The organism is Clostridium sp. J1101437_171009_A5 (genome assembly GCF_015547905.1).
Lineage (GTDB): Bacteria > Bacillota > Clostridia > Oscillospirales > Oscillospiraceae > Pseudoflavonifractor_A > Pseudoflavonifractor_A gallinarum.
Genome location: NZ_JADMVY010000001.1, coordinates 108,556 through 123,709, shown reverse-complemented (window position 1 = coordinate 123,709; position 15,154 = coordinate 108,556). Strand labels below are relative to the sequence as shown.

Genomic DNA, 15,154 nt, shown 5'->3' with positions numbered 1-15,154 from the left:
CAGATATGAAGGAATGTCTCAGAAAGCAGATTTCCCTATGGACCGCTTCCGCCCTTTTGATGGGCGGCCTGGCCGCGTGCGGCGGGGGAGGAGAGGGCGCCCCCGCCGATTCTTCCGGAACACCGGAGGGAGAAAGTGAGATCAAGATCGGCATCCTCATTCCCGGTTCCCCCACGGATGGCGGCTTCTCCCAGCAGGCGGCCGAGGCCGGCTCGCTGCTGGAGGAGCAGTTTAGCTGTGAAGTAGCCGTTGTAGAGGCGGCCACAGCAGACGCCATCAAGAGCGAGGGCGAGTCCATGGCCGCCGAGGGCTACAAGATCGTATTCGGTCATGGGGGACAGTGCTCCACACCCCTGGCCGAGATCAGCAAGGATTACCCGGACGCCAGGTTCGTCACAACAGGAGGAACCGAGGTAAGAGAGAACCAATTTCCAGTTTCTCTCTGCCTGGAGCAGAGCACTTATGTGGCCGGTGTTGTAGCGGGAATGATGACAGAAAGCAACATGCTTGGCTGTTCAGTGGGAGGAGATTATCCGGCATATACAAAGACGACAAATGCCTTCGAGCTGGGGGCTAAGAGTGTTAATCCAGATGTAAAAATTTTATTTAATGTGCTCAGTTCAACAGATCCGACAGAGGGATACGAAGTCACCATGAATCAAATTAAGATGGGTGCAGATTTTATTTACAGCAACAGCAACGAAGCGCAGTCAGGATCAATAAAGGCGGCGGCAGAAAGCGAAGGGGTCTATGCTTTTGGAACATTAGGAGATTTTATTCCCCAGGCCCCGGAGACTGTGCTTGCAAATACCATGGGCGACTGGTCCAAGGCCTTTATCAACGCCACCGAGGCCATCCTGAACGATCAGGTGGGCGAACCGGAGATCATGTATCTCGATATGTCCAACGAGTCGGTTTCTTTCGAGTGGAACGAGGAGCTCAAAAAGGAGGTCCCCCAGGAAGTGCTGGACAAGGTGGACGAGACCATTCAGGCCATTGTGGACGGCACCATCCACGTTCCCAATGAGTATGAGCTGGGCTGATACAAGAGCAGAAAGGAGAAGGACGCCATGGAAATGAGCGGAAAGGTCGCGGTAATCACCGGCGGAACCTCCGGAATCGGAAGGAGCACCGCAGAAAAGCTGCTGGAGCGGGGGGCCACTGTCCTAGTCCTGGGCCGCAGCCGGGAGCGGGGCGCGGAGATGGAGCAGCTTGGGAATTGCCATTTCTACCCCTGTGATATGGCCTGCCCGGAGGAGATCGCAGAGACCTGTGATGCCATCCTGCGGGACTATCCGGAGATCGACATTCTGGTCAACAACGCGGGCATGTCCATTGACGGAACGGTAGAGACACTGTCTCTGGAGGAGTGGAACCAGATCTTTGCCGTCAATGTGACCAGCGTTTACCTGATGAGCAAGTATCTGATTCCGGCCATCCGCAAGCGAGGCGGGGGACGCATCATCAACATCGCCTCCACCGCGGGCACGGTGGGAGCCCCTGGGTTGGACGCCTATGCCTCCACCAAGGGGGCGGTCATCCAGCTCACCCGCAGCATGGCGGCGGATTATGCCGCGGAGGGGATTTTGGTCAACGCGGTTTGCCCCGGAGGGACCCTTACGCCCCTGATGTGTGGGATCGAGGCAACGGCAGCCTGGACGACTTCGCCAGTCTCTTCCCCATCAAGCGCTTGGCCCAGCCGGAGGAGATCGCCGCCATGATCGTATTCCTGGCCAGCGACGCGGCCAGCTTTATGGCGGGGAGCACCGTGCTGGTGGACGGAGGATTTACCTGTATTTAAGGGCGGAAAAGCCGCCTGGGAAAGCGGGAGCGCGCGCACTCCATATGGAGCGGCGGGGCGCTCCCGTTCTTTCTGTCCCGGAGCGAAAAAATAGGCTTAGACAAAGGACTGGGGACGTGCTAGAATAGGGGCTGAATCACACAGCGCATGGATCGGACCGGGCTGTCTCGTCTGTCGAGAGAGGGGGCGGACAGCGGAGAAGGCCGACCGTGCAGCCGTTTCAGCGGAGGAAGAGAGTATATGAAGATCGCAACAGCCCAACAGATGCGGGAGATGGACCGCGCGGCCATTCAGGAGCGGGGGATCGCGTCCACCTTGCTCATGGAAAATGCGGCCCGGGCAGTGGCGCGTGCCGCTGTCAGCGTGGCGGAGGCGCGGCCGGAGCGTCCGGGAAGACCCCGCCGGGCGGTTTGCTTCTGCGGCGCGGGCAACAATGGCGGGGACGGCGTGGCCGCGGCTCGCTTTCTGATGGAGGCGGGGATGGAGGTCCGGGCGGTCCTGGTGGGCCGGCGGGAGAAGATGACCTCTGACTGCCGGGAGATGGAACGCCGTCTGGAGGCCAAGGGTGGCTCTCTGGAGGATTTCACCCCCGATGACCCGGACTTTGCCTGCTGGTGCCTGGAGGCCGACGTGATGGTGGATGCCCTGTTTGGGATTGGGCTGAATACCCCCCTGCGGGGTGATCCCCTGATGGCGGTGCAGATGATGAACACCTGCGACATCCCGGTGGTGTCCGCAGACATCGCCAGCGGTGTGGAGGCCGATACCGGACGGGTCCTGGGGGATGCCGTCCAGGCCGATGTGACGGTGACCTTCTCTCTGCCCAAGGCCGGACATTTCCTGGGAGAGGGCGGGCTGCGCACCGGACGGCTGACGGTGGCCGAGATCGGCATCCCGCTGGATCTGGTGCTGTGGACGGAGAGCAATTTTTACTCCGTGTGTGAAAATGACGTCTACCTGCCCCGCCGGGAGCGGGACGCCTACAAGGGGAATTTCGGGCGGGACTATATCCTGGGCGGATCGGTGGGTTATACCGGAGCCCCTGTCCTGGCGGCCCGGGCCGCCGTCCGCGCGGGCGCGGGCCTGGTGTCGGTGGGTGTGCCGGAGCCCATCTGGCCTGTGGTGGCCATGAAGCTGGATGAGGCCATGCCCAGCCCGCTGCCTGCAGGTAAAACGGGAATGCTCTCGCTGGAGGCCACGGAGCAGATCCTGGCCCGGATGAATTCCAGTGACGTCTGCCTGATCGGACCCGGGCTGGGCCGGGGGAACGGCGTGGCGTCGGTGGTGCGGCATCTGCTGCGCTCGGCCCATACTGCTGTGATCCTGGATGCGGACGGCATAAATGCGCTGGAAGGGCATATAGATGTGTTGGAGGCCCGGCGGGGCGTGGTCACCATCCTGACCCCCCATGACGGGGAATTCCTCCGCCTGGGCGGAGATCTGAGCAGCGGGGACCGGCTGGCCGCCGCCCGCTCCTTTGCACAGGAGCACGGCTGCTGTCTGGTACTCAAGGGACACCGCACGATCACGGCGTTCCCCGACGGCTCGGCCTATGTCAATACCACCGGAAATCCGGGTATGGCCAAGGGCGGCAGCGGAGATGTCCTGGGCGGCATCATTCTGGCCCTGCTGGGGCAGGGAATGTCCTGCCGGGAGGCAGTGCCCATGGCCGTGTGGCTCCACGGCCGGGCGGGGGACCTGTGCGCCGAAGAGATCGGCGAATACGGCATGACCCCCGGAGATCTGATCGAACGGCTCCCCCGTGTCCTGCGGGAGTGCGAGGGAAAGATCCGGGAACTGGGACCCCAATAAAGAAGGAGGGACGGGTGTGCGCCATCGCTGGATGTGTGCACCGATGATAGCCCTGTGTCTGCTGCTGCCGTCCTGCGGCGGGGAGACAGGTAATGAGGCCGAACAGCTGGCGCTTGATATCCGGACGGAATATCTGGCCATGCAGAGCTGTGCCGCCCACGTGGAACTGACCGCAGATTATGGCCAGCGGGTGTATACCTACGGGCTGGACCTCTCCTATGCGCGGGAGGAGGAAATGACCCTCACCATCACCGAACCGGAGCATATCGCGGGGATTATGGCCCATATCCGGGAGGGGGAGACCACGCTGGAATATGAGGGAGTGCGGGTGGAGACCGGGCCCCTGAACGAGGCGGGGCTGAGTCCTATGAACGCCCTTCCGGTTTTGCTGACCGGCATACAGGAGGGCTTTTTGGCCGAGAGTGTGCTGGAGGGAGGCGGAGAAGAGCCGGAGACCCTCCACATCACCATCCGGGACCCGGAGGCAGAGGCGGGCAGCGGAACCGAGCTTCAGATCTGGTTTGACCTTGCGACCCATGCCATGCTGCGGGGAGAGATCAGCCAGGACGGCTTTACCGTGGTCCAATGTGTCCTTTCGGGATTCTCCATGACATAAATTCAGAATAAGAAAAGGAGCTGCCGGATGGCAGCTCCTTTTTGCAGACGGTCGCGGAAGGGTATTTCTGCAATTTTTGCGGCAAGAGCCTCGCAGAGTTCTGCCGGCCGCAGACGGCAGAATCAAATTAAATGGTGTTTTCCGGCGGCGTGTACGTCGGAAAACGCTCCTCTCAGGCCGCAAGTGTGCGAGCGTCAGCGAGTGCATGCGGCGGCCTGTATCCCCTCGAAAAAATGCTTGCATTTTTGAGAAGCGTGTCGAAGTTTTTCGACACGCTGAAAGGAGCTGCCGGATGGCAGCTCCTTTTTGGTATTACTGGTCCTGTTCGTCTTCGCAGCAGTCGCAGTGAGGACAGGGAATCTCGGTCACATTGTCGGCCGGAGCGGCTTCCGCCGCTTCCCGGGCGGCCTCCTCGGCCTGACGCTCCAGCTCATCCAGCTCGTCCAGACGGCGGCGCAGCGCGTCCCGCTCCTGGGCGGTCATGGCCTCAAGCATCTCCTGGAACTGCTGCTCCCGGCGCTCTTTGGCAGCCTGTCTGCCCTTTTCCTGGAGCTCTTCACTGATCTGCCGCCCCTGTTCCGCGGCGATCTCGCCCTTTTCGACCAGAACTTTGCCCAGTTCACCGGCTTTTTCCGCTGCGATGGCGGCGGCGCCCACACCGGCATAGGCCACATTGGTCAGCGTATCGGTCAGTTTATCCCACATAGAGAGACACCTCCTGAATTAGATTGATCCTGGGATGTGCGATTGGTTTGGATGTCACGACGGGAGATGTTCTCCCTCCGATGCTCTATATTATACCCGAACCCGGGCAAAATGTCTTTGAGTTTCTTTAAAGGGAAGATTAAAAACGGATGAAAGAACCGGCAAAGAGTCCAGAACCCGCAGGAAACGCCAGTTCGTGGGGAAATTCCCGGAAGTTGCCCGGCTTCCCTTGTGAGAAGGTACGGTTTGTGCTATGATAATGTCTGCACGCATGAAAATCAATGGTGTCTATGGTGAACGGGAAAGAAGGCAGGTTACATGGAGAGCAGGCAGAAGCGCACCTGGGCCGAGATCGACCTGGGCGCTCTGGAGCATAATTACCGGGCGCTGCGGGGGATGCTGTCCCCTGGCTGCCGCTTTTTGGGGGTAGTCAAGGCCAACGCATACGGCCACGGTGCCATCCCGGTGGCCCGGCGTCTGGAACAGCTGGGCGCGGACTACCTGGCGGTCGCCTCTCTGGATGAGGGCGCAGAGCTCCGGGTAGCGGGGATCACGGCCCCCATCCTGGTCCTGGGGCAGACTCCGACGGAGTTCGCGGCTGATGTGGTGCGTCTGCGTCTGACTCAGACCGTCTGGGATCTGGAGAGCGCCAAGGCCCTCTCTGCGGCGGCCCAGGCCGAGGGCAGAGAGGTGAAGATCCACCTCAAGGCGGATACCGGAATGTCCCGGCTGGGTCTGTGCTGCGATGCATCCCATTTGGAGCAGACGGCAGAGACCATGGCGGCTATCTGCGCCCTCCCGGGGCTGAACCATGAGGGCATCTTTACCCATTTTTCGGACGCCGATGGGAGCGAGGAGTTTACCATGCTCCAGTTTACCCGATTCCTGGACCTGATCGACAAGCTGAAGGACATGGGGATCACCTTTGCGATCCGGCACTGTGCCGCCAGCGCGGCCACCCTGCGCTTTCCGTGCACCCATCTGGATATGGTGCGGCCGGGGATCGCGCTCTATGGCCACTATCCCGCGCCGGAGTGTGAGGGACTGGACGGCGGTGCGCTGGAGCCGGTGATGACCCTCAAGACACGGGTGGCCGCCGTGGAAGAGCGGCCCGCCGGTGCCTGCGTGAGCTATGGCCGGACGGCTCGGCTGGAGGAGGATACCCGCCTGGCGGTGCTCCCCATCGGATATGCCGACGGCCTGTTCCGGGGCCTGTCCAACCGGGGCGTGGTCTCTTTGGGAGGCGAGCGGCGTCCCATTTTGGGCCGGGTATGCATGGACCTGTGCATGGTCCCCGCGGGGGAGAATGTCCACCCCGGCGATGTGGCCGAGGTCTTTGGAAAGGAACTCCCGGTGGAGGAGCATGCAGACCTGCTGGGCACCATCTCCTATGAATTGCTCTGCGCCGTCTCCCGCCGGGTGCCCCGGATCTACCTGGAGTGAGCAAGGAACCGCTGCCTGTGCCGGAGCATAAAATGACCCGGGGAGAGTATCGCCGGGCCGACGGAGGGCACACAGCTTCCGGGGGATTTCCCGGCGCCGTGTATAAATCCCGCCGTGCCGTGGGAGAATCATAGTAGCTTGGCGAAGGGGGGAAAACCCCCGGTGACGCCGGCCACTATCTTCCGGCGGAGTGTGAGCTTTTGTGGACAACAGCGTGAAACGTGGAGACATTTTTTATGCCGACCTGAGTCCTGTGGTGGGCAGCGAGCAGGGGGGCGTGCGTCCGGTTCTGATCGTACAGAACGATACGGGCAACAAGCACAGTCCCACTGTCATCGCGGCGGCCATCACCTCTCAGACGGGCAAAGCGCGCCTGCCGACCCACATCGAGTTTGCGGCCGGGAGCTACGGGCTCCCAAAAGATTCGGTGGTCCTGCTGGAGCAGATCCGGACTCTGGATAAGAAACGGCTGCGTGAGCATATGGGAAGGCTGGACAGTACACTGATGAAACAGGTGGATTCCGCCATTGCAGTCAGCTTTGGTCTCCATCCCCAGCAGCTGGTCTGACCGCTGAGGCGGCAGAGACAGAACACACGGGACGCGGGCCGGCGAAAGGCTACATAGCAATATGCAGCATTTGCCGGCCTGGCGTCCGTTTTGGAATCGTACATAGGAGGACACCCATGAAAGCAACAAAGTGGATGCCGCGCCTGTTGGCCGGAGGATTGGTGACGCTGTCCCTGATGGGAGTGGCTCTGGCTGCCGCACAGGGCAGCCAGAGCGATCCCCTGGTGACACTGAGCTATCTCAATGAGAAGGCGACTCCCTCCATTCTGTCCCAGGTGGACAGCAAACTCACCCAGCGGGAGAGCGCCCTCAAGACCCAGCTGCAGCAGGTGGCGGACGGTTACGCCCAGGAGGTACAGGGTTCCGGCGGAAGCGGGGGGAACGCCTCGGTCTATCAGGTGGTGACCCTGAAGCAGGGGCAGCAGCTGGTCGCGGGCACTTCCTGCGAGATCCTGCTGCGCAGCGGCACGGCGGTCTGTGTATCCGACTCCTCGCCCGGCCTGGTGGATATGACGGCCGGGAGCACCCTGGCGCCGGGAGGAGCATTGATTGCCAATCACCTCTACCTGGCCACCATTGAGGGGCGGGGCGTGAAGGCCTCCGGAGCAGTTACCCTGATGGTGAGAGGAAATCACAGCATCCGATAAGATGAAAAAGAGGGACAGCCCCTGGGGGGCTGTCCCTCTTTCTATCGTTATCCATTTCGCAGCCATATGGGCAGACGGGTGGGCTTCATCATGGCCATAAAGCAGAAGAAGACCCCCGCGGCCAGGCAAAAATCCCCTACGCTGGCAAAGCCCCGCAGAAGGGGAATAGGAAGATAAAAAATATCGCCCAAAAAGAGAAGCTTGGTCTCCGGACCGGCCAGGGCGTACATAGGGATGGCACCCGAGGAGAGGGCCTCCAGTCCCTGGGAGGAGAGCCGGAGAGCGGCTTGGGTACTGACCGGCATACGCCAGCCGTTGGCGGCAATAACCACCAGATTACACAGCAATCCAGCCCCGGCACACAGGGCCGTGCGTGTCCGCCGGCGGTTGCGCAGCAGGAACAGGCCCAGCATCAGATAGGAGAGGAGCAGCAGGGCCGGACCCCAGAAGCCGGAACCAGTCTTGGGCCAGGGGACCCAGGAGACGGCAATGTGCTGTATGAAAAGGGCTGCTATTGGTAGAAGAAGCCAGTGAATTCGGGCCTCCTCCCAGCGGGAGAGCCGTCCGCCGCCCATCCAGCCGATCAGCAGGCTGAGGATCACCGCGGCGGTCAGCATGGCGGGCCCTCCTCTTCCTCCGAGTGGGGATCGAGCAGACCGGACTCGGCCATGTCGGCGGCCACACGGGCCACCTCCGGGTGAAACTGCCGCCCTGCCTCGGCACGCAGAATTTCGGCGGCTACTTTGGGAGAGCGGCCGCTGCAATAGGGCCGGTCGCTGGTGATGGCGTCATAGGCGTCGGCCGCAGCCAGGATATAGACCTCCAGAGAGAGTTCCTCACCCCGGGTGCCGTCCGGATAGCCGCCGCCGTCATAGCGCTCGTGATGATGGCGCACCATGTCCAGAATCTCCCGGTAAGAGTCGATGTTCTTCAAAATGTCCACTCCGATGACCGGATGCCGCTGAATGACGGCCCGCTCCTCCGGGGTCAGTTTTCCCGGCTTTTGCAGAATGGAATCGGGGATGCCGATCTTTCCAATATCGTGGAACACCGCCCCTGTCTGAAGCTGCCGGATCGCCTTGGAGGAGAGCCCCATGCGCCCGGCGATCTGCACGGCAAAGCGGGAGACTCGGGAGGAGTGACCCTCTGTATAGGTGTCCTTGGCGTCCAGAGCGGCGGTCAGCGCCTTCAGGATGCTGTACTGCTGCTGCACACTGCTCAGATAGAGCTTAAAGGAATAGCGGGCCAGCAGCAGCGGCAGCATGAAGAGGAAGGCCAGCCAGGCTCCTGCGGGCATCTGGAGCAGCATCGCCAGGAAATAGGCCATAGGAGCCGAACACAGGATACTGGGCAGCAGCCCCAGAAACATCTGAAGGATAGTAGGATAAAAGGAGACCTTGCCCTCCAGCAGGAAGAGGAAGAGCAGAATAAAGCTGTTGAGCACAATGGAACAGAACACGAAGAGCAGGGAGGGGAGCAGCACGCCGGGGAGAGACAGATCTCCCGGCACGCCATTCGCGGCGTGATAGAGGAACCCCGACAGAGTAAAGGACAAGTTGAGATTGCTGGTATTGAAGAGGGTTTTGACAGGGGCGGTATTGAAGATGTGGCAGTATCCGCCGCCGCTTTCCCGGGGATAGATCTCCAGCGGTTTGGTCAGAAAGACGATGGCAGTGGCGGTCTCAGGCCCCAGGAGCAAAACGGTGGCCAGAATGCTGATAAAGGACATATCAATGGTGCAGTCCGGACGGATATACAGCGGAAGACACCGGCAGAGCACACACAGGATCACCAGTGCCCCCAGCACATAGGGATCCTGCCAGGGGGCGTCCTGGAGACTGCGGCAGACAGAATAGATTCCGCTGCCCATTCCCAGCAGGATGACCAGGCCAATATACCAGGTAGAGGGTTGGTGTTTCTGCATGAGTGTCAAAACCTCCGAATAGACCCGTATGGACCGTCAGAATATGCGGGAACAGGCAAAAGCGGCCAGAAATTCCAGCCGCTTCTGCCTCACGAAGAATCGCTCAGCGCCAGTTAAAGTAAGCGCCGCCAGCGACCAGCAGGGAAACCAGGGAAGTCAGAGCAACCATGATTTTCGCCTTATTCATCGAATACAGCTCCTTTACCGGATACTCTGCCGTGTCGCTATAGGCAGGCTGTATTCGCTTCGCTCTATATGAAAAAGGGAAAAATTACAGGAGAGAGTCCGAAGAGGGGGGGAGGGTCAAAAGACGGCGGTTGACCGCATCCAGCGTGGCCAGGATCACGGAGAAATTGACGTCATCTCCCACATAGCAGGCACCCAGCAGGGATTCGGTCTTTCCGTCCAGCTTCAGGAAGAGACCGACCATCACCACCGGATGCTCCGCCAGCGCAGTGGTGCGCACGGCCTCCACCGAGAACCGGCAGTTGGAAGCCAAAAGACAGTTGATGGCTTCTACCGTGGCGGCAGCAATGGCGCGGGTCCGTGTGCCCGAGGAAGGGGCGCAGCGGGACTCTCCCTCATAGAGCCGGTCGCCCAGACGGAGATGGACTTTGACCGAGACACCCTCCCGGCTGCTGGCCATATCCAGACGCTCAAAGACCAGACGGCGGGGACCCTCCTTCAGCGGGGCAGGGATCTGAGCCACGCTGATGATCCGGTGGTCCAGCTCCAGCTGAAACTTGGCCAGCAGGGCGGACTGAACGTCCCGGACCACCTGTTTGGGACTGCGGGACTGATCGGAGAGAATATGGACCTCGCGCACGGTCTCTTCCTCCACATGAAATGCGGCGCCCAGCACACCTGGGAGCTGATTGACGAGCGCCTTCCAGGCCTCGGTATCCAAAACCATCGTCTGAGGTCCTCCTTTTGGTGGGACAAAAAAGTTACAACAACTGTTGCTATTATACAGAATCCGACGAAAAGGTGCAAGTATGTAACCGTATATTTTAGACAGAAAAAAGAGAAATTTTTTCCTTTTTCCCAAAACCTTCTTAACAGGGGCGGAAAGGCGGTCTGGGTGTGACAGCGCATGGTCTGACCGGCCGTCACATAGGAATAATAGGAGGGATGAGATTGCAGGAGAAATGAGGTGGAAGCGCGTGGAGATGCAGTTCGCACTGGCCGGTGGGCGGGGTTTTTTAAGGGTACAGGAAGAGGGGGGCAAGATCCACCTGTACGGGGAACTGCCGGAGGATGGACAGGGAATCTATAAAGGAAGGATACAGGGCGCCGGGGGAGGAAGCTACCTGGCAGGCACTTTTCTCCCGGAGGGGAAAAAGCTGTGTCTCCGGCGCGTGGTGTCCCGGGAGACGCTGAACGAGCTGGGGGTCTGGCCGGTGACGGGTGCGGAGGCGGTACTGGCCTTTTCCCGGGGCAAACCGGGCGGGGGAGAGCCCGTCCCGACCGGGTGGACACGCCTCTCTGATTTGCCCGCCCGTCTGGGAGACCCCCTTCTCCGCCGGGCGGCGGAGGGGGTGGCAGGGGCGCTCATCCGCCCGGTGGGAGAAGGCGTGGAAATCGCCGTGCCCTTCACGGCGGGAGGCCAATTTCACTTAACGCCGCTGTTCTGTCTGATGTGGGTGTGGGAGTGGGGTGGAGCCAGGTATGCCAGTGTCCGGCTGGACAAAAGGGGATGGCCGATTGCGCCAAAAGACCGCCCCGGGAAAGAGCCGGAGCGGTCGAAAGGGAGGACAGATTAGCGGGAGGCGAGGAGGCGCATGCGGTGCAGGTGCAGGGCCATGTCGCCGCCCAGCTCCACCGAGCGGGAGCGGATCTTCTCGGGCACCGAGGGATAGTCCCGGTTCATCCGAATGAGGGAGGCGCGGGGCCACAGGGCGGTCATGCGCTGAAACGGGTGGCGGATGAGCCCGGGGGAGTTGAAGCCCACCCCCAACTCCAGAAAGACAGTATCGTCCTGGGCGGCCTCCGCCCAGAAGCGCTCAAAGGGGGCACGGTTGGCCATGACCTTCCAGGGGACAAAGACGTCCCTTCCGCGCATGTTCCGCACGGCGGGCGCGCCGCAGTGGGGACAGCGGGGGAGATCCTCCTCCCGGCAGGCATAGGTGACCGGGTCCATATGGGCCACGATGGTGCGGTAGATGGCCTCGCCGTCCCACAGGGCGTCACAGCAGGGGACGGAACACTGAAAATCCGCGATGCTGTTCTGAGGACAGAAGATCCGGTCCGGATCAAATCCGGCCTTCTGGAACTGATCGTCGATGTTGCTGCTCAGGACGAAATAATTGCGCCCCTCCACCAGAGCCAGCAGGTCCCGATAGGCCTGGATGACCGGAAAATCGTACCGCGCCCAGAGAGCCTCGGCGGCGATCATGCCCTGCTTTTGCAGATAGGTGCGCGACGGGTCCCACAGGGCCTCCCAGAGGGTGTGGTAGCCCAGGGCGTGCAGAGCGGGAAAGTCCCGGCGCAGGACCTCCTCGGACTGGTAGTCCAGTCCGCCGGCGGCCGAGAGACCGGCCGCACCGCCGATGATGATGTGTCCGGCCCCTTCCAGCAGGGAGACCGCCCGCTCCAGGGCGGGCGTGGGGTCCTGGGCCGCCAGCTCGGCCGCCCGGGCGGCATAGGCTGCCATCCGCTCGGCGTATGTCATGGAGTTCTCCTCCGTTTCATTTGAAACTTGTGCCTTTCTCCCAAAGGGCGGCACACCCACATTATAAAAAAGAGGGGGACAAAAGGCAAGGTTAAGGATAAAAACAGATTTTCGGAAAATAATACTTGCATCTTGGGAAAAGCTATTATATAATACCAGAGCATGATTACACACATCTGCTGATTCTGTGTCCGGTGCCCGCAAGGGTGGGCAGGGAAGATGAGGCGGATGGCGGTAACAACAAAAAGGAGGAAATAATCATGGCAGTCGTTTCTATGAAGCAGCTTCTGGAGGCCGGTGTCCACTTCGGTCACCAGACCCGTCGGTGGAACCCCAAGATGGCCACCTACATCTACACTGAGCGCAACGGTATCTACATCATCGACCTGCAGAAGACCGTGAAGAAGCTGGAGGAGGCCTACAACTTCGTCCGTTCTCTGGGCGAGTCCGGCCAGACCCTGCTCTTCGTCGGCACCAAGAAGCAGGCCCAGGAGGCCATCAAGGAAGAGGCCACCCGTTGCGGCGGTTACTATGTGAACGCCCGCTGGCTGGGCGGCATGCTCACCAACTTCAAGACCATGCGCGGCCGCGTGGAGCGCCTGAACCAGCTGAAGAAGATGCAGGAGGACGGCACCTTCGACATGCTGCCCAAGAAGGAAGTCATGAAGCACCTGGGCGAGATCGCCAAGCTGGAGAAGTACCTGGGCGGCGTCGTTGAGATGAAGAAGCTCCCCGGCGCTCTGTTCGTCGTGGATCCCCGCAAGGAGCGCAACGCCATCAACGAGGCCCGCAAGCTGCACATCCCCATCGTGGCCATCGTCGACACCAACTGCGATCCCGACGAGATCGACTACGTGATCCCCGGCAACGATGACGCCATCCGCGCCATCAAGCTGATCTCCGGTGTGATGGCCAACGCCATCCAGGAGGGCAAGCAGGGCCAGGACGCTCCCGCTGAGGAGACCGCCGAGGCTGCCGAGTAATTTTACAGAGATACAAACACATTGGGAGCGCCCGCCCGCGCGGGCGGGCGCTCCTTTTATACAAAAAATGGAGGTATGTGATCATGGCAATCACTGCTAAGGACGTACAGAAGCTGCGCGAAATGACCGGCGTGGGCATGATGGACTGCAAGAAGGCTCTGACCGAGGCCGAGGGCAATATGGACAAGGCCATTGAGATCCTGCGCGAGAAGGGCCTGGCCGCTTCCCAGAAGAAGGCTGGCCGCATCGCCGCCGAGGGTATGGCTTACGCCGCCGTCATCGACGGCATGGGCGTTGTGGTCGAGGTCAACGCCGAGACCGACTTCGTGGCCAAGAACGAGAAGTTCGTGGACTTCGTCAAGGGTGTGGCCGCCACTGTGGCCGCCAACAAGCCCGCCGACATGGACGCTCTGATGGAGTGCAAGTATGTTGGCACCGACCTGACCGTCACCCAGCAGCAGCAGGAGATGGTCCTGGTCATCGGCGAGAACATCAAGGTCCGCCGCTTCTCCTTCTTCACCGACGGCGTGTCCGTGCCCTACATCCACGCGGGCGGCAAGATCGGCGTGCTGGTGAACCTGGAGACCAGCCTCTCCGCTGAGCAGGTGGAGACCGTGGGTAAGAACGTGGCCATGCAGATCGCCGCTCTGAACCCCCGCTTCTGGGACAAGAGCCAGGTGACCCAGGACGTCCTGGACGAGGAAAAGAAGATCATGATGGTCCAGATGTCCAATGATCCCAAGATGGCCTCCAAGCCCGAGCAGGTCCGTGAGAAGATCGTCATGGGCAAGCTGAACAAGTTCTATGCCGAGAACTGCCTGCTGCAGCAGGAGTTCGTGAAGGACGGCTCCATGACCGTGGAGCAGTATATCGCTTCCAGCGCCAAGGCTCTGGGCGGCACCATCACCTTCAAGAACGCCGTCCGCTTCGAGAAGGGCGAGGGCATCGAGAAGAAGCAGGAGAACTTCGCCGAGGAGATCGCCAAGCAGCTGGGCAAGTAATTTCCCCTGCCGGCCAGATTTGAAGCAAGCGTCCCCGCTCTTTGCGACCGGGGAGCGAGAGGGACCAGGTACGTTTTGTACTTGGTCCCTTTTTTGCGCCGGCAGAACCGTATGCCGGTTGCGAACAAATTGTAAAAACTTTGCTTCAAGGCCTATGCAAACAGGGGAAAATAAGTTAAAATAACAAAAGACTGAAACTGGCGGTTTATCGGCATCCGCCCGGTGCCGCCTTACCATAGATATAAAAGGGGTTGACAGTATGAGTGAGCCGCAATACAAACGCGTTCTTCTGAAGATCAGCGGAGAGGCTCTGGCAGGTGACGCCGGCCGCGGACTGGATTTCGGTGTGATCGGCAGCGTATGCCAGGCGGTCAAACAGGCCATTTCCATGGGTGTCCAGGTGGGCATCGTGGTGGGCGGCGGCAATTTCTGGCGGGGCGTCAAGGACGGCGGCGGCCGGATGGAGCGTACCCGTGCCGACCACATGGGGATGCTGGCCACCACCCTGAACTGTCTGGCACTGGCCGATGTGCTGGAGCAGATGGGGGTGGAGGTCCGCGTGCAGACCGCCATTGAGATGCGGGCCTTTGCCGAGCCCTATATCCGCTCCAAGGCTATCCGCCATCTGGAGAAGGGAAGAGTGGTCATCTTCGGCTGCGGTACCGGCAATCCCTTCTTCTCCACGGATACCGCCGCAGTGCTCCGCGCCGCGGAGATCGATGCGGATGTGATCCTGCTGGCCAAGAATATCGATGGCGTGTACAGCGCTGATCCCAACAAGGACCCCACCGCGGTGAAGTACGACTCCATTACCTATGACGACGTGCTGGCGCAGCACCTCCAGGTGATGGATTCCACTGCCACCAGCCTGTCCATGGACAATAAGATTCCCGTCATCCTCTTTGCCCTGAAGGACCCCCAGAACATCATCCGGGTCCTGGAAGGCGAGAAGATCGGCACCATTGTGAAGGAGGAAAAGTGAG

Annotated in this window: 15 protein-coding genes and 1 pseudogene; 11 read left to right on the top strand and 5 right to left on the bottom strand. The window is 60.7% G+C overall.

The features are described from left to right. Positions 1-5 precede the first annotated feature (5 nt). The 4 genes and pseudogenes from I2C21_RS00730 (at position 6) to I2C21_RS00710 (ending at position 4,229) form a co-directional block, all read left to right on the top strand. A complete protein-coding gene (locus I2C21_RS00730; RefSeq protein ID WP_195278259.1) occupies positions 6-1,043 on the top strand; it encodes a BMP family lipoprotein in 1,038 nt (345 codons plus the stop codon). 27 nt (positions 1,044-1,070) lie between these two features. Further along, positions 1,071-1,801 (top strand): annotated as a pseudogene (locus I2C21_RS00725) (SDR family NAD(P)-dependent oxidoreductase). Between the two features lie 240 nt (positions 1,802-2,041). After that, the gene (locus I2C21_RS00715) at positions 2,042-3,613 is read left to right on the top strand and encodes an NAD(P)H-hydrate dehydratase (RefSeq protein WP_193537507.1); all 1,572 of its coding nucleotides are present in this window, start codon (positions 2,042-2,044) and stop codon (positions 3,611-3,613) included. Between the two features lie 16 nt (positions 3,614-3,629). Beyond that, the gene (locus tag I2C21_RS00710; protein WP_353654755.1) at positions 3,630-4,229 is read left to right on the top strand and encodes a hypothetical protein; all 600 of its coding nucleotides are present in this window, start codon (positions 3,630-3,632) and stop codon (positions 4,227-4,229) included. A gap of 312 nt (positions 4,230-4,541) precedes the next feature. On the opposite strand, the gene I2C21_RS00705 is transcribed toward I2C21_RS00710, so the two are convergent. Further along, positions 4,542-4,934: a hypothetical protein gene (locus tag I2C21_RS00705; RefSeq protein ID WP_186962741.1), complete on the bottom strand. Its 393-nt coding sequence runs from the start codon at positions 4,932-4,934 to the stop codon at positions 4,542-4,544. A gap of 318 nt (positions 4,935-5,252) precedes the next feature. On the opposite strand from I2C21_RS00705, the gene alr reads away from it, so the two are divergent. The 3 genes from alr to I2C21_RS00690 all read left to right on the top strand — a co-directional run bounded on the left by alr (position 5,253) and on the right by I2C21_RS00690 (position 7,592). Next, a complete protein-coding gene (alr, locus tag I2C21_RS00700) occupies positions 5,253-6,377 on the top strand; it encodes an alanine racemase (RefSeq protein WP_195278256.1) in 1,125 nt (374 codons plus the stop codon). Between the two features lie 202 nt (positions 6,378-6,579). Continuing rightward, positions 6,580-6,945 (top strand): type II toxin-antitoxin system PemK/MazF family toxin, encoded by a 366-nt coding sequence (locus I2C21_RS00695; RefSeq protein ID WP_101693379.1) that lies wholly within the window; start codon positions 6,580-6,582, stop codon positions 6,943-6,945. A 116-nt stretch (positions 6,946-7,061) separates the two neighbouring features. Then, the gene (locus I2C21_RS00690; protein WP_195278255.1) at positions 7,062-7,592 is read left to right on the top strand and encodes a hypothetical protein; all 531 of its coding nucleotides are present in this window, start codon (positions 7,062-7,064) and stop codon (positions 7,590-7,592) included. Positions 7,593-7,639: 47 nt separating this feature from the next. Here I2C21_RS00690 and I2C21_RS00685 read toward each other — a convergent pair whose 3' ends face one another. The 3 genes from I2C21_RS00685 to I2C21_RS00675 all read right to left on the bottom strand — a co-directional run bounded on the left by I2C21_RS00685 (position 7,640) and on the right by I2C21_RS00675 (position 10,429). Next, entirely contained in the window at positions 7,640-8,209 is a 570-nt protein-coding gene (locus tag I2C21_RS00685; protein ID WP_186962738.1) for a DUF5317 family protein, read from the bottom strand. Next, on the bottom strand, positions 8,203-9,516 hold the full coding sequence (locus I2C21_RS00680; RefSeq protein ID WP_193537499.1) for an HD-GYP domain-containing protein: 1,314 nt from the start codon (positions 9,514-9,516) through the stop codon (positions 8,203-8,205). Before I2C21_RS00680 ends, I2C21_RS00685 begins: the two co-directional genes overlap by 7 nt. Positions 9,517-9,787: 271 nt before the next feature. Beyond that, positions 9,788-10,429 (bottom strand): hypothetical protein, encoded by a 642-nt coding sequence (locus I2C21_RS00675; RefSeq protein WP_193537497.1) that lies wholly within the window; start codon positions 10,427-10,429, stop codon positions 9,788-9,790. 235 nt (positions 10,430-10,664) lie between these two features. Here I2C21_RS00675 and I2C21_RS00670 point away from each other — a divergent pair, with 235 nt between their 5' ends. Next, on the top strand, positions 10,665-11,279 hold the full coding sequence (locus I2C21_RS00670; protein ID WP_195278254.1) for a hypothetical protein: 615 nt from the start codon (positions 10,665-10,667) through the stop codon (positions 11,277-11,279). Here the strand turns inward: I2C21_RS00670 and I2C21_RS00665 are convergent. Beyond that, a complete protein-coding gene (locus tag I2C21_RS00665; RefSeq protein WP_195278253.1) occupies positions 11,276-12,187 on the bottom strand; it encodes an SIR2 family NAD-dependent protein deacylase in 912 nt (303 codons plus the stop codon). The genes I2C21_RS00670 and I2C21_RS00665 overlap by 4 nt on opposite strands. A 260-nt stretch (positions 12,188-12,447) precedes the next feature. Between I2C21_RS00665 and rpsB the strand changes: the two genes are divergently transcribed. The 3 genes from rpsB to pyrH all read left to right on the top strand — a co-directional run bounded on the left by rpsB (position 12,448) and on the right by pyrH (position 15,153). Beyond that, on the top strand, positions 12,448-13,170 hold the full coding sequence (gene rpsB / locus I2C21_RS00660; protein ID WP_101693372.1) for a 30S ribosomal protein S2: 723 nt from the start codon (positions 12,448-12,450) through the stop codon (positions 13,168-13,170). A gap of 83 nt (positions 13,171-13,253) precedes the next feature. Further along, positions 13,254-14,171 carry a translation elongation factor Ts gene (gene tsf, locus I2C21_RS00655; protein ID WP_195278252.1) on the top strand — a complete coding sequence of 306 codons (918 nt, stop codon included), beginning with the start codon at positions 13,254-13,256 and terminating at the stop codon, positions 14,169-14,171. A 259-nt stretch (positions 14,172-14,430) separates the two neighbouring features. Beyond that, positions 14,431-15,153: a UMP kinase gene (gene pyrH, locus I2C21_RS00650; RefSeq protein WP_101693370.1), complete on the top strand. Its 723-nt coding sequence runs from the start codon at positions 14,431-14,433 to the stop codon at positions 15,151-15,153. Position 15,154 lies beyond the last annotated feature (1 nt).